We start from the raw sequence: 14,816 nt of genomic DNA on the forward strand, positions 1-14,816 counted from the left end.
AATACTGTCTGTGCTTAACCCCCCAAAGTTTAATAGCTTAGGATTATGCTTTAGAGAACTCTTCTTTTGATAGCTCACCGTTTTGGTCTGTATCAAGCTCTGAAAACATGCTCATTAGTTTTGCATCAACTGATGCTTCGCTTTGACTGATCGCGCCGTTGCCGTCAACGTCTAGCGTATCAAAGTCGCTTGCTGCAAAAGCAGCTGATGAAGAAGCCAATGCGATAAGTGCTAAAGTTTTATTAATGCTTTTCATAATCAATCTTCCTTCAAAGTTTATGTTTTATGCGATTAAGTGTTTTACTTTAAATCACGTTTCGTTCAATACAACCTGACTATTACAACTTCGATGCCAACAATAAAAAGCAATTTATTTTCAATAAGTTAAACTTAAAATAGCTTTGGGTGGCGTTATTTTACTCATTATTTTGTTGCTTTTTAGCAACACGGAATAAAGCGATAAAATTAAAACCTTAAAAAACAATGGGTTGGTTTTTATAAAAACACCACACGATCAGTGAAAAACCACTAACAAAGCAAGTTAATTAAACAAAAAGGAAGGTGAGTTGAGATTTATTTTTTTATAAATAAAAAATTAAAATTAAAAAACACATTTAAGCTGCTGTTTTTAAACAGTTTAAAAAATAAATTTAAAGTGACGTTGAAAATTTACAGCCGCACAAGGCTATTTGTTGCAAAATGACGAAATCACGTGAGTATACTGAACTTATAATAGAAGCTTGTTCAACTTGATATGCCCTAAACTATTTCAACTTCAAGCGCACTAGGGTCAATAAAATGATCCCCCATTAGCGCTTTCATTTGCTCTTCACTGGCAAATAATCGAATTCCACAACAGATACCGCTAGCATGTTTTTTTACACTGCATATTTGCCCCTCATGCTTAGTATCACCATCAAATACAACCGTACAGCGCATGTCTTTTAACTCATCGAGTTCTTGGGTTGTTTTAATATCAAACATAACTCCGGTGAGCGAAATGTCTTTTATAACCCCTTCAAAGGGAGGCTGCTCATCGGTTAATGTTAACTTAGCAGGAAACAACGTGGGTATGCGTGCTTGTGAGCGCAGCCCAAACAACTGCACTTGTGAAGGGTATTGAATAAACAACAATTTAGCAGGGTGAGAGGCTACAGACATAAGTTGCTGACGAAACGCAATCACGTGCCCGCCACTACCCTCTATAAGCGCTCTTACCACCACCATAACACCATCACGCAGGTAATCACTTGCCATAGGAAGTCGCTTAGCGCTGGGATAGTTTAAAATAATAAATTTGTTTTCTAATAAACCAATAAACTCCGTTTTTACACGTCGGCTACTGGTTGGTGTCAGTATTTCTACATCGACTATGCCACCTGTGACGATTTGGTTTAACTTTTCCAAATTGGTTTTTTGCATAGTTCCTTCCTAGTATTTAAAACATTATCCACGCCAAAATGTTGGGGTAAATAATACTAACAGTGTAAATATCTCTAACCGGCCGAATACCATAGCGACTGTTAGTATCCATTTAGCCGCATCACTAATCGCACCATAATGAGAGGCTACGTCACCCAAACCTGGGCCCAAGTTATTAAGGCAGGCTGCTGTCGCAGAGAATGCAGTAATGTTGTCTAACCCTGTGCCCATTAACGCTAACATTATAATAATAAAGACTAGTGCATAAGCTGAGAAAAAGCCCCATACCGCTTCAACTACTTTGTCAGGTAAGGCCTTACGACCGAGCTTTATTGAATATATAGCTCGAGGATGTACTAGGCGGTTAAGCTCTCGTATCCCTTGCAAGTACAACAAAAACACGCGAACAACTTTCATACCGCCACCGGTAGAACCCGCACAGCCGCCAATAAAGCTCGAAAAAATAAGTAAAATAGGTAAAAACAACGGCCAAGCTGAAAAATTATCTGTGGCAAACCCAGCAGTACTACTAATAGACACCGCTTGAAACAACGCCTGATCGAGGGTTTCATCACCATTTGCATAAACATCATGAGACGAAAGCACAGTAAAGCAAATTACCACCAGCGCTAGCTGAATACATAAGAATACTTTAAATTCAGGGTCACGAATGTACACGCTAATATTACGGCTCGCTACAGCGGCATAATGTAGTGAAAAGTTAATAGCGGCTATAATTAAAAAGAACACACAAATAAAGTTAATTACAGGGCTATCAAAGTGCCCCATTGACGCGTCATAAGTAGAAAAACCACCAATAGCAACTGTAGAAAAGGCATGGCATATAGCGTCAAACCAGTTCATCCCTGCGCTCCAATACGCCAAAGTACACGCAAGAGTAATAGATACGTAAATATACCAAAGGTGCTTAGCTGTATCGGCAATACGCGGGGTCATTTTGGAGTCTTTTACTGGGCCAGGAATTTCAGCTCGGTACAACTGCATACCACCGACGCCAAGCATTGGCAGTATGGCTACTGCTAATACAATGATCCCCATCCCACCAAACCACTGTAATTGCTGGCGATAAAATAATACCGATTTAGGCAAGTATTCTATGCCAGTTAATACGGTCGCCCCTGTGGTAGTTAAGCCTGAGAAAGCTTCAAACACTGCATCGGCCAAAGAGAGGTTGGGTTCTTGTAAAAATATCAGCGGCAATGACGCAAACGCCCCTAGTACCAACCAAAACAAAACCACAATTAAGAAGCCTTCGCGTGCTTTTAAATCACCATGCTCATGCCTATTTGGATAGTAAGCCATTAAGCCAATAATAACGCTAAATATAAAGGCTAAAACAAACGGTACACCTCCGCCATCTTTATAAATTAAAGACACGAGTGCTGGTGGCACCATTGTAATACTAAATAGCGCGACCAGTTGGCCAAGAATTTTTATGATGGTACGAAATTGCATTGAGCGTATCGCTTTTTTATTAGTAAATTAAAATAACTACTGTATGACTCGAAAATTTAATCTGTAGTGATTAAATAGGATGGATGTAAGACTATTACTCTTTGATTGTTAACTCAACTGCGCCGTGACTTAAATCAAAAATATCTTTGCATGCTTGCTGTGCTTGGCGGCTATCAATAGTAATACTCCACTCAATATTTGCCGTAAACTGCTTTTCAATATTAAGTACCTGAAAATTGGTTTTTAAGTGCTGTTCTATTGCGCCTTGCATACTGTATTCACTAAAGCCAACCAGCTCAATGCTGGGTACTTTTACCACTGTGTGTAATTTTGCTAAGGCATTATTAAGTGAGCCACCATAAGCACGAACTAACCCACCGGTACCAAGTTTTATACCACCAAAATATCGTGTTACCACAGCAGTTACTTCACCTAGACCAGAGCCCACCAGCACGTTGAGCATAGGTTTACCGGCGGTGCCATTTGGCTCTCCATCGTCAGAAAAACCATAAACATGGCTTCCACCAGGATTACCCGCAACATGCGCCCAACAATTATGGCGTGCATCACTGTATTTTTCTTCAATGTTTTTAATAAAGGCTTTCGCAGAGTTTAAATCAGGCGTGTGGCCTATATGCACAATAAAGGTACTTTTTTTAATTTCTTCTTGATGAAAAACATCGTCGGCTGGGTATTTATATTCTGACATAGCGCTTACTTGGCTGTTAAATTAAAAATGGGGCCAACAGGCCCCTTTCATGAATAATATAAACTGTTATTAGTTAAATATTAGTCGAGTAATAAATCACGCGTCATATTTTCTAGGCTGTCTTCGTGAACAATAATATTATCTTCAATACGAATGCCGCCAAATGGTTTAAACGCTTCTACTTTTTCCCAGTTAATAAACTGCTTGTTGTCTGTTTGTGCTAAATCACCCAACAAAGAGTCGATAAAGTACAAACCGGGCTCAATTGTAAACACTTGGTTTTTCTCAATTAAGCGAGTGCAGCGTAAAAATGGATGACCCTCTGGTGGTGCCTGATGCGCACCGGTTTCATCACGCATAAAGCCACCTACATCATGTACCTGTGCACCTAAATGATGCCCTAAGCCATGAGGAAAGAAGGTTGAGGTAATTTGACGCTCAACAATTTCAGCTGCAGGTAACTTAACAATATCAAAGTCACTTAGTAACTGTGCAATGCGGTTATGGCAGTCAATATGTAGCTCGCCATACAGTACACCTGGTTTTAAGCTTTTGCCTAACTCAATCTGATGCGCCGTCATTGCTTTAACTAGATCAGCAAACTCGCCTTGCTTTTTAAAGTCGTAGGTACGGGTAATATCTGCAGCGTAACCATTAAAGTTAGCGCCCGCATCAATTAAAAATGAGTTATGTGTTTGCGGTGCTTTTGGCTCAAAATGGGTGTAGTGCAAAATAGCGCAGTTTTCGTTAAGGGCCACAATGTTGCCATATGGCATTTCATTTTCGCTCTGACGCGTTGCCATTAAGTAGGCCTGCTGAATATCAAACTCGCTACCACCATTAAAAAACGCATCACGCGCCGCTTTGTGGCCATCTACTGCAATACGGTTCGCATTACGTAAACATTCAAGTTCATATTGCGTTTTATAAGCACGGTGATAATGAATATAGTTAAGTACTGGCTCAGGATTCATGATGCTAAAACCAAGTGCTTGGGCTACTTCTAGGTATTCACCAATGTAGGCAAATTTAGCTTTATCGTAAGGAAGTAGTTTTTCAACCTGATCAGGCTTTAGTAGCAATTCAATATCGAAGTACTCTGCCCAAAAATCTCTTGGTTCATCAGGTACTTTATGCCAAAAATCAATTGGACGATAAAAAATAAGCTTTGGCTTATCGCTACCATTTACCACAATCCAGCAATGCGGATTATCAATAACCGGTAACCACGCTTTAAAGTGTGGGTTAACTTTAAACGGGTAATACATATCATCTAAAAATTGGCGCTTAGCTTGGCCTGAATGAATGACTAATCCTTCTAACCCTTCTTGCTCACAAATAGTACGTGTACGCTGCTGCAATGTTGCAATATGTTCGGCGTATAATACGGCTAATTTTTCCATAATAAACCCATCTGTTAAATTTAACTTGCTCTGAGTCTACCACTTATAAACAAAGCGCTCAAAAAAGAGGGATAGTTACCGTGTAAATATCCCTCTGCTGTTGTAGATTTATTTTTACTACCCGCCCATGGTCATCTCTAATAGTGGCGCGAGTAAATTCCCCTCTCGGCCAAGGCGAGTGTGATAAACCTGCCGATACGCAAATACGTTTTTTACGTAGTCTCGAGTTTCTCTATATGGAATAAGCTCAACCCATAGCTCTGCGGGCATCGCTTCCTCTGGTAGCCAACGCTTAATTCGGTGATACCCGGCGTTATAGGATGCTGTTGCCAACACCTCGTTACCGTGATTTTTCTTTTTTAAATACTGTAAATAACGGGTACCAAGTCGAATATTGGTTTTTGGCTGATACAAGCGACGGCTAGATACATCGCCTTTGTTAATATATTTTGCGGTGCTTGGTAATAACTGCATTAACCCGCGTGCATTTGCATGAGAACGGGCATCGGGTGCAAATGAGCTTTCTCGACGCGCAATAGCGATACTCCAAGTTAAATCTATTTTGCTACGATTACTGTAGCGCTCAAACATTTCTTGAAACGCAAATGGAAAACGCAAATCAACATAATCCCATGCTTTTATTTTTGCTAGGGTAAATATTGTACTATCAAACCAATCAAGTTCTGCCGCAAGCACTGACGCTGCTAGCTTTTCATCATCTTCAGAAGTGTTGGTTAAATAATTCCATTCACGTCGGGCCGCTGTAAATCGCTCAAGTTCATATAGTGCCTTAGCACGCTTAAAGCCTGGTGCATTACTGACTTTTGTCACTAAGGCTTGATTTACATTGACTGGTAGCTCATTTAAATCAACCGGTAACCCTAAGCGAGCAGCGGCTAAAAAACCGTAATAATCACGGTTAGCGGCTACCTTGCTCCAAATTGCCTTAGCTTTTTCATGCTCTGCGCGTTTGTCATAACTATATGCAAGCCAATACTGTTGCCCTAAGCTAAGGTTTTCTTTTCCGGTAAAAAATGCCGCAATGCCTTCCCAATCTTGAGTTTTAAGCATATTGGCTAGTTGCCATTGCATTAATTTACGGTCTTGACGCGCTTTAGGGACTTTATTTAAATAAAAGCTCGCCTGGCTATGGCCGCTCGACGCTAACGACAGCGCAAAGGTATAATATACCTCCGCCTTTTCATCATCAGCAAAATCAAACATGCCTTCAATTTTTTGCCACGCCTTTAATGCCAGCTCTTTATCACGCCAAATTAAACGCTTAATACCATAAAGCGCTATTTCCCCTTCTTTGGCTGTTTTACGTTTATAGCGGTAAAGGCCTGCAGCAGCACTAGGATCGCGCCTTACCTTGGAATATAAATCAGCTAAATAACGCTCCTTGGCTGGCAATAAGGTTTTTAAATAAGGCAATAAACGATAAGAGCCCCCTTGTGCCGCTAAAGTAACACGCTGCCACACAACATCAGGGGTTAAATAACCATTTTGTCGCCAACGCTCAAAAAGCCCGTCACATTCACTAGGTTGTGACTCGCCTACCGTCCAAATGTCGGTTACCTGCGAGAGTATTGCTTTTTTAGGCGCTCCTAAATCAAGCTGATAACTAAGATGGGTACAACTAAGCTCAGTGTCAGAGGTTTCACGGTAGTTTTTAATAAATGCTGCTTTTTTATTTCTGCGCTTTAAATAATTTAACCATGCTTTGCGCACTGGCCACTCTAATGGCGTGTGTTCATAAATAGTGAGGAAGTTTTCTATTTCTGTTTGGTGTTTTAAACTGGGGTAGCGCTGCCAATAGGCTTTTTCTACATAGGGCTTAAGTGGGTGAGACAATGAGTCTACCGCTTCTTTAAAGCTATTGTAATCACCATAGCGGGCTTGTTTTTCTGCATCTAAAAATGCATCAAGTTCGGTATTTGCGTTGGCAGAGGGAAAAGATAAAAATAGAGTCGCTGCCGCTACGCTTAATAAATATTTTTTCATAATGTCCTTTAGGGCATAGTTACCTTCAAGGCTGACAAGAGTGTGGCTATGGGTAAATAAAAAAACAGCGCAGGCACTGTAACTCTATTTTATTTACTTTGATAAAACCCAAGCTATAAACACCAAGACAGCGCAATAAAATGAATAAAGAAAACTTTCAAACCCACCTTAGCACCAAACCAGCTATATTTTAACCAGACGTTTGTAACCAAGATAAATTTTTCGTTGCATTTTTAAATTAAAGCAAGCACACTGGTCTGAATATGAACTCATCGTACCAGTCTTAGTTCATCAACTAGGGAGAATAATAATGTTATATAAAAGCGATTCCTTTGAAGTTAGCTTCGTGAAGGAAAACATCGCCGAGTTTAAGTTTTGTGCTACAGGTTCTGTAAACACATTATCTCAACAAACTCTTTCAGATTGCGCGGCAGCATTAAAAGAATTAGCCGCTAACACTGATATTAAAGGCATGATTTTTACCAGTGATAAAGACCACTTTATTATTGGTGCCGATATCTTCGAATTTTTACCTACTTTTACTAAGCCTGAAGCAGAATTAGTAACGTGGATCAAAGATGCAACTGACGTTTTTGATGCAATTGAAGACTTACCATTCCCAACACTCAGTGTTATAAACGGCTTGGCGCTTGGCGGCGGCTGTGAGTGGGCACTTGCTACCGATTATCGTGTTGCAAGTGACTCAGCAAAAATGGGCTTACCAGAAGTTAAATTAGGCATAATGCCTGGTTTTGGCGGTACAGTGCGCCTTCCGCGCATTATTGGTGCCGATAACGCGATGATGTGGATCACCACAGGTAACGAAAATCGCGCTGCTGACGCCCTTAAAGTAGGTGCATTTGACGCGGTAGTTAGTGCCAACAAACTGCAAGAGTCAAGTTTAGCAACACTAAAATTAGCGATTGCTGGCAAACTAGATTGGCAAGCAAAACGCGCTGTAAAATTACAACCGCTTAAATTAAACCGTGTTGAGCAAGGCATGAGCTTTGCAATGGCAGAAGGTATGGTAATGGGTAAAACCAAAGGCCACTATCCTGCTCCAGTTATGGCAGTTCGCACTATTAAAGCAGCAGCAAACAGCTCACGCGCCGAAGCAATGGCAATTGAAAATGCCAACTTTGCAAAACTAGCACGTACTAGTGAAGCTGCTGCTCAAACGGGTATCTTTTTAGCAGACCAATACATTAAAGGTAAAGCACGTAAATTTGCTAAACACAGCGATGTAGAAATTAAACAAGCGGCAGTATTAGGCGCAGGTATTATGGGTGGCGGTATTGCATACCAATCTGCTTATAAAGGCACACCAATCATAATGAAAGACATCCAACAGGATGCGCTAGATTTAGGTATGGGTGAAGCATCTAAACTATTAGGTGCAAAAGTGAAGCGCGGCCACATGCCGATGGAAAAAATGCTAGCAACGCTTAGCAAAATCAAGCCAACGCTTAACGATGCAGACCTACAAAACGCCAACATTATTGTTGAAGCCGTAGTAGAAAACCCTAAAGTGAAGCAAGCCGTACTTGCTGATCTTGAAAAGAATATGCCAGAAGGCACGGTACTTACGTCAAATACATCGACTATTTGTATCGACCTACTTGCAGAAGCGCTTGATAAGCCAGAAAACTTCTGTGGTATGCACTTTTTCAACCCAGTACCAAAAATGCCATTAGTAGAAATTATCCGTGGTGCAAAAACTTCAGATAAAACGATTAATGCCGTGGTTGATTACGCACTTAAACTAGGTAAATCACCGATTGTTGTTAACGATTGCCCAGGCTTTTTTGTAAATCGTGTTTTATTCCCTTACTTTGCTGGATTTAGCAAATTAGTGGTTGAAGGCGCTAACTTTGCAAAAGTAGATAAAGTAATGGAAAACGTATTTGGCTGGCCAATGGGCCCGGCTTACCTACTTGATGTTGTAGGTATTGATACGGCTTATCATTGTACTGGTGTAATGGCAGACGGTTTCCCTGAGCGTATGGCACGTGCAGATAAAGACCCAGTGACTGTTTTTGCTAACGAAAAACGTTTTGGTCAAAAGAACAAAGCAGGTTTCTATAAGTACGAAACAGATCGTCGCGGTCGTCTTAAAAAATCTCATGACCAAACAGCGATTGAACTACTTGCACCTATCACAGACGCACCAAAAGAATTTGATAAACAAGAAATCATTGACCGTTGTATGATCCCAATGATCAACGAAGTACTACTTTGTTTACAAGAAGGCATTGTTGCTTCTCCTCAAGAAGCTGATATGGCACTTGTATATGGTGTTGGTTTCCCTCCATTTAGAGGCGGCGCGTTCCGTTACTTAGATCAAACAGGTTTAGCTAACTTTGTAGCAACTGCTGACAAATATGCTCACCTAGGTGCGATTTACCAAGTATCAGAGCAAACTCGCAAGTGGGCTGAAGAAGGCCGTGTTTTCTATAAGGTGGAAGGTTAATATCATGAATAATCCAGTAATTGTAGATTGTATCCGCACACCAATGGGTCGCTCAAAGGGCGGCGTATTCAAGCACAAACGTGCGGAAGACTTAAGCGCTCATTTAATGAAAGGCTTATTAGAACGTAATCCGGCAGTTGACCCTGCGTCAATTGACGATATTTATTGGGGCTGTGTACAGCAAACATTAGAGCAAGGCTTTAACGTTGCACGTAACGCATCTCTACTTGCAGGCATTCCACATTCAGTGCCAGCAACCACAGTTAACCGTTTATGTGGCTCATCAATGCAAGCATTGCATGACGCTGCTCGCGCAATTATGACTGGCGCTGGCGACACATACCTAATTGGTGGTGTTGAGCACATGGGTCACGTACCTATGACTCACGGTAACGACTTTCACCCTGGCCTAGCTACATCAATTGCACAAGCATCTGGCTCTATGGGTTTAACCGCTGAGTACCTTGCAACACTTCACGGTATTAGCCGTGAGCAACAAGATGAGTTTGCTTACCGCTCGCATCAACGTGCACATGCTGCAACAGTTGAAGGCCGTTTCCGCCGCGAAATTTTAGCAATGGAAGGTCACGATGCTGACGGTTCACTTATTCTTGTTGAAGATGATGAAGTAATTCGTCCAGAAACAACGGTTGAAGGTTTATCGCAGCTGCGTCCAGTATTTAACCCTGCTACGGGTTCTGTTACTGCGGGTACATCTTCTGCACTTTCTGACGGCGCATCAGCTATGTTAGTAATGAGCGAAGAAAAAGCAAAAGAATTGGGCTTACCAATTCGTGCACGTATTCGCGCTATGGCTGTTGCCGGTTGCGATCCATCAATCATGGGTTACGGCCCAGTACCTGCAAGTAAAAAAGCATTAGCACAAGCCGGTATTACCATTGATGACATTGACGTAGCTGAGCTAAACGAAGCATTCGCAGCACAATCACTACCTGTGCTTAAAGACTTAGGCTTAGCTGATGTAGTTGACGAAAAAGTTAACTTGAATGGCGGCGCTATTGCACTTGGTCACCCTCTGGGCTGTTCGGGTTCACGTATTAGCACCTCGCTTATTCACTTAATGGAAGACAAAAACGCAAAATACGGTTTGGCAACTATGTGTATTGGTTTAGGCCAAGGCATTGCCACTGTATTTGAACGTGTTCAAGACTAATTAGTTTTTAACATGTAAAACCATCTTGGTGATTAAAAGGCGAACTAGCGCAAGTTAGTTCGCCTTTTTTATGCCACCAGCTTTTGCAGGTTTAAAATGAATAATGTGATCGGGTGCATTAAACTTATTTCAGATTATCTATTAATAAGTTGAGCTGTTTTGTTATACGTAAAATAGTTAACCAACAGCTTTATTTACGCTAAACTACCCGACCTAACCAAGCCGCGACTATTTTTACAGGTAATTTTTATGAGCTTTGATAACCCCGATCACCAATTAGATGCCATCGGCCTTCGTTGCCCAGAGCCGGTGATGATGGTACGCGCTGCGATTCGTAAAATGAGCGATGGTGAAACACTGCTTATTATTGCCGACGACCCTTCAACCACCCGCGACATTCCCAGCTTTTGTACCTTTATGGATCACACGCTAGTGGCTAAAGAAGTTGAAGAATCACCGTATAGGTATGTGGTGAAGAAAGGGTTGTAATCAGCTATCAGCTATCAGCTATCAGCTATCAGCTAAAAATTAAAAAACCGTGTTTGTTAAATCAAGCACGGTTTTTTATTTTATATTTAAGCTAACGACTGACTGCTTATAGCTTACTGCTCTTACTTCTTAGTTATCGTTACTTGCGGCTTATCGTAGTCACTAAAATCAATGCTGACTATGTACGACCCTTTGATTGCGGGTGTGTAGCTAAAGTAATTATAAATGGTATTACAATCGGCGCGCGTTGATTGGCCAAGTGTTAGGCTTTGTCCTGATGGCTGTGAATCGCTGTAGCCACAGTTAAAACCTTCACTAAAATCTGCATCGGCTATTTTAAACTCGTACACTTTACCTGGGGTCGAAAATTTAACTTGGGCTTGGTAAAGCGAAGGGCCGACTTGTTTAAATTGATATTGAGGTTCTGCATCCCATAATGTGAAATCCCCTCTTAAATAAATACTGCGATCCAATGCTTGCTGCGGCAACACGTCGTTAATCGAAATTTGGCTGGTACAGGCCGTAAGTAAACCAGCCATTGCTAACGTTAAAATTCGTTTTATAGAGATCATCATTTGTATCCTTTGCATACAGTGAATACTAAAAAGCCAGCATAATGCTGGCTTTTTAAATAGCTATAAGCTGTTATTTTTGTAATACAGAAATATCTGCAATTTCTAAAAATAACCCGCTAAGCTGGCTTAAAAGCGCAAGACGGTTTTGCTTAACAGCTTCATCGTCAGCCATTACCATGACATTGTCAAAAAAGTTATCAACACTCTCACGAATGCCTGCTAATTGGCTCAATGCCTCTTGGTAGTTTCCATCGCTGTACAGTGGTGCTAAATCAGTGGCAAATTTTGCAACTTGCGAAGCCAATACTTTTTCAGCATCATCACTGAGTAAGCTCTGATCGACATTGCCTTGGCTTGTAATATCATTCTTAGCCAGAATATTACTTACACGCTTATTAGCCGCTGCAAGCGATTCTGCGGCGTCTAATGTACGGAAATGACTTACGGCTTTAACTCGGCGATCAAAGTCAACAGGCTTCGTTGGACGACGCGCTAGTACGGCTTGAATCACATCTACTTCAATGCCTTCGTCTTGATACCAAGCACGGAAGCGCCCTAGCATAAAGTCAAACACATCCGTTGATACATTTAGGTTAGTCAGCTTTTCACCAAACAAGGTTTGTGATTTAGCAACCAGGTCTAAAATATCAAGCGGTAGCTGTTTTTCTACCATGATACGTAATGCACCAATAGCAGCACGACGAAGTGCAAATGGGTCTTTATCACCTTTTGGTGCTTGGCCTATGCCAAAAATACCCACCAGCGTATCAAACTTATCGGCAATGGCGACTGCACAACTGATCACATTAGTTGGTAAGTTATCACCGGCAAAACGTGGCATGTATTGCTCGTTCTGTGCCACTGCAACTTCTTCTGCTTCACCATCGTGACGCGCGTAATGCATTCCCATTACACCTTGTACGTCGGTAAATTCCATTACCATTTCGGTCATTAAGTCTGTTTTACTTAATAAGCCTGCACGCGCTGCTAGCTCTTTGTCGGCACCAAGTTGCTCGGCAATGTAACCTGCCAGTTCACTAATACGCTGTGACTTGTCTTTAAGCGTACCAAGTTGTTTTTGGAACAATACGCTATCAAGAGATTCTAAACGGCTTTCTAATGTTTTCTTTTTATCGGTTTCAAAGAAGAACTGTGCATCGGCTAAACGCGGGCGCACTACTTTTTCGTTACCAGAAATAACCACACTAGGATCTTTACTTTCGATGTTAGAGACAAACAAAAACTTATTTAAAAGTTTGCCGTCTTGATCTAATAACGGGAAGTATTTCTGATCGTCCTTCATAGTGTAAATAAGCGCTTCAGCAGGTACATCTAAAAATGCTTCTTCAAATGTGGCTGTTAGCGTTACTGGCCATTCTACCAATGAAGTAACTTCTTCAAGTAAGTCTTCATCCATAGCAACAACGGCATTTACTGCTTTGGCTGCGTCTTCTATTTGCGCGCGAATCTGTGTTTTACGCTGTTCGTAGTCAGCAATAACGTAAGCTGATTTAAGTACATCAAACACCTCATCAGCATGATCAATGCTAATTTTTTCAGGGTGATGAAAACGATGACCTTGCAGTTGATTACTCACTTGCTTACCAAGAATTTCACCTTCAACAAGTTCACTACCGAATAAAATAGTCACGGTATGCACAGGGCGAATAAATTGTGTTTTATTCGCACCCCAACGCATTGGTTTAGGGATAGGTAGTTTAGCTAGCGCTTTGCTTATAGCGTCGGTCATTAACGTTTTGGTTTCTTGCCCTGCTACTTTAGCAATATGCAATAACCATGCGCCCTTATCTGTTTCTAGTGTTTGCGCATCTTTTACTTCAATACCACAGCCACGAGCCCAACCCATGGCTGCTTTAGTTGGGTTACCCTCAGCATCAAAAGCGGCTTTAGTTGCAGGGCCACGTTTTTCAACTTCTTTGTCCTGTTGTTTAGCTTCAAGTGCTTTTACTTGTAAACCTAAACGACGAGGCGATGCATACCAGTTCACACCTTGGTGACCTAGTTCTAGACTTTCTAATTCTGCTGTTAAGTTTGCAGCAAAGGCTTCGGCTAATTTACGAAGTGCTTTTGGTGGCAACTCTTCGGTGCCAATTTCTACTAATAAATTTTCTGCTGACATGCTTACTTATCCTTACACAGCGGGAAACCAAGTGCTTCACGTGCATCGTAATAACTTTGTGCACACGCTTTTGATAACGCACGAACGCGTAAAATATAACGTTGACGCTCGGTTACTGAAATAGCATGGCGTGCGTCTAATAAGTTAAATGCGTGCGATGCTTTCATTACTTGCTCGTAGGCTGGTAATGGTAGGCTTGCTTCAATTAGCTTTTGGCTCTCAGCTTCACATTTATCAAACTGTTCAAATAAGTCGGCTACGTTTGCATGTTCAAAGTTATAGGTTGATTGCTCAACTTCATTTTGATGGAACACATCACCGTAAGTTACGCGCCCAAATGGACCGTCTGCCCATACAAGGTCGTAAATGCTATCTACGCCTTGAATGTACATTGCTAAACGCTCTAAGCCGTAAGTAATCTCACCCGTTACCGGTGAGCATTCTAAACCGCCCACCTGCTGGAAGTAAGTAAACTGCGTTACCTCCATACCATTTAACCAAATTTCCCAACCTAGGCCCCACGCACCTAATGTAGGTGATTCCCAGTTATCTTCTACAAAGCGAACTTCGTCAGTTAGGGTATCAATACCTACAGCAGCTAAAGAACCTAAGTAAAGCTCTTGAATATTGTCTGGAGATGGTTTTAACACAACTTGGAATTGGTAGTAATGTTGTAAGCGGTTTGGGTTCTCACCGTAACGGCCATCGGTAGGACGACGACACGGTTGAACGTATGCGCTCGACATCGGCTCTGGGCCAATTGATTTTAAAAATGTTTGCGGGTGAAATGTCCCTGCGCCCACTTCCATGTCAAGTGGTTGAATAATGACACAGCCTTGCTGTGCCCAATAATCCTGTAAAGCCAGGATCAAACCTTGAAAGGTTTTAACGTCATATTTTTGCATATTTGGCTTTTTACTATCTGAGAAGTAGCGTGAAAATTACCCTCAGTAT

The 14,816-nt window shown here is 41.4% G+C and carries 12 protein-coding genes; 3 read left to right on the forward strand and 9 right to left on the reverse strand.

Annotated elements, in window-relative coordinates; translation table 11 throughout:
• Positions 1 to 43: 43 nt before the first annotated feature.
• The 6 genes from CWB77_RS15930 to CWB77_RS15955 form a co-directional block, all read right to left on the reverse strand.
• Positions 44 to 256, reverse strand: coding sequence for an EF-hand domain-containing protein (locus CWB77_RS15930; RefSeq protein WP_008112941.1), 213 nt, complete (start codon positions 254 to 256; stop codon positions 44 to 46).
• A 503-nt stretch (positions 257 to 759) separates the two neighbouring features.
• The gene (locus CWB77_RS15935; protein ID WP_054202927.1) at positions 760 to 1,422 is read right to left on the reverse strand and encodes a flagellar brake domain-containing protein; all 663 of its coding nucleotides are present in this window, start codon (positions 1,420 to 1,422) and stop codon (positions 760 to 762) included.
• Between the two features lie 24 nt (positions 1,423 to 1,446).
• Positions 1,447 to 2,898 carry a TrkH family potassium uptake protein gene (locus CWB77_RS15940; RefSeq protein WP_010392733.1) on the reverse strand — a complete coding sequence of 484 codons (1,452 nt, stop codon included), beginning with the start codon at positions 2,896 to 2,898 and terminating at the stop codon, positions 1,447 to 1,449.
• 94 nt (positions 2,899 to 2,992) lie between these two features.
• Positions 2,993 to 3,607: a YigZ family protein gene (locus CWB77_RS15945; RefSeq protein ID WP_010392731.1), complete on the reverse strand. Its 615-nt coding sequence runs from the start codon at positions 3,605 to 3,607 to the stop codon at positions 2,993 to 2,995.
• 80 nt (positions 3,608 to 3,687) lie between these two features.
• Positions 3,688 to 5,010 (reverse strand): Xaa-Pro dipeptidase, encoded by a 1,323-nt coding sequence (gene pepQ, locus CWB77_RS15950; protein ID WP_010392729.1) that lies wholly within the window; start codon positions 5,008 to 5,010, stop codon positions 3,688 to 3,690.
• Between the two features lie 117 nt (positions 5,011 to 5,127).
• The gene (locus CWB77_RS15955) at positions 5,128 to 7,014 is read right to left on the reverse strand and encodes a lytic transglycosylase domain-containing protein (RefSeq protein WP_138623579.1); all 1,887 of its coding nucleotides are present in this window, start codon (positions 7,012 to 7,014) and stop codon (positions 5,128 to 5,130) included.
• A gap of 310 nt (positions 7,015 to 7,324) precedes the next feature.
• On the opposite strand from CWB77_RS15955, the gene fadB reads away from it, so the two are divergent.
• The 3 genes from fadB to tusA all read left to right on the forward strand — a co-directional run bounded on the left by fadB (position 7,325) and on the right by tusA (position 11,147).
• Positions 7,325 to 9,484 carry a fatty acid oxidation complex subunit alpha FadB gene (gene fadB, locus CWB77_RS15960; protein ID WP_138623581.1) on the forward strand — a complete coding sequence of 720 codons (2,160 nt, stop codon included), beginning with the start codon at positions 7,325 to 7,327 and terminating at the stop codon, positions 9,482 to 9,484.
• 4 nt (positions 9,485 to 9,488) lie between these two features.
• The gene (fadA, locus tag CWB77_RS15965) at positions 9,489 to 10,658 is read left to right on the forward strand and encodes an acetyl-CoA C-acyltransferase FadA (protein ID WP_008112952.1); all 1,170 of its coding nucleotides are present in this window, start codon (positions 9,489 to 9,491) and stop codon (positions 10,656 to 10,658) included.
• 249 nt (positions 10,659 to 10,907) lie between these two features.
• Complete coding sequence (tusA, locus tag CWB77_RS15970) at positions 10,908 to 11,147, forward strand: sulfurtransferase TusA (RefSeq protein WP_008112953.1); 240 nt, start codon at positions 10,908 to 10,910, stop codon at positions 11,145 to 11,147.
• Between the two features lie 122 nt (positions 11,148 to 11,269).
• Here tusA and CWB77_RS15975 read toward each other — a convergent pair whose 3' ends face one another.
• From CWB77_RS15975 to glyQ, 3 genes are all read right to left on the reverse strand, one after another.
• Entirely contained in the window at positions 11,270 to 11,719 is a 450-nt protein-coding gene (locus CWB77_RS15975) for an early set domain-containing protein (protein WP_138623597.1), read from the reverse strand.
• Between the two features lie 73 nt (positions 11,720 to 11,792).
• Complete coding sequence (gene glyS / locus CWB77_RS15980) at positions 11,793 to 13,862, reverse strand: glycine--tRNA ligase subunit beta (protein ID WP_138623583.1); 2,070 nt, start codon at positions 13,860 to 13,862, stop codon at positions 11,793 to 11,795.
• A 2-nt stretch (positions 13,863 to 13,864) separates the two neighbouring features.
• A complete protein-coding gene (glyQ, locus tag CWB77_RS15985) occupies positions 13,865 to 14,767 on the reverse strand; it encodes a glycine--tRNA ligase subunit alpha (protein ID WP_010392717.1) in 903 nt (300 codons plus the stop codon).
• Positions 14,768 to 14,816 lie beyond the last annotated feature (49 nt).

Origin of the sequence: Pseudoalteromonas sp. S1610 (assembly GCF_005887465.1) — a bacterium.
Classification (GTDB): domain Bacteria; phylum Pseudomonadota; class Gammaproteobacteria; order Enterobacterales; family Alteromonadaceae; genus Pseudoalteromonas; species Pseudoalteromonas undina.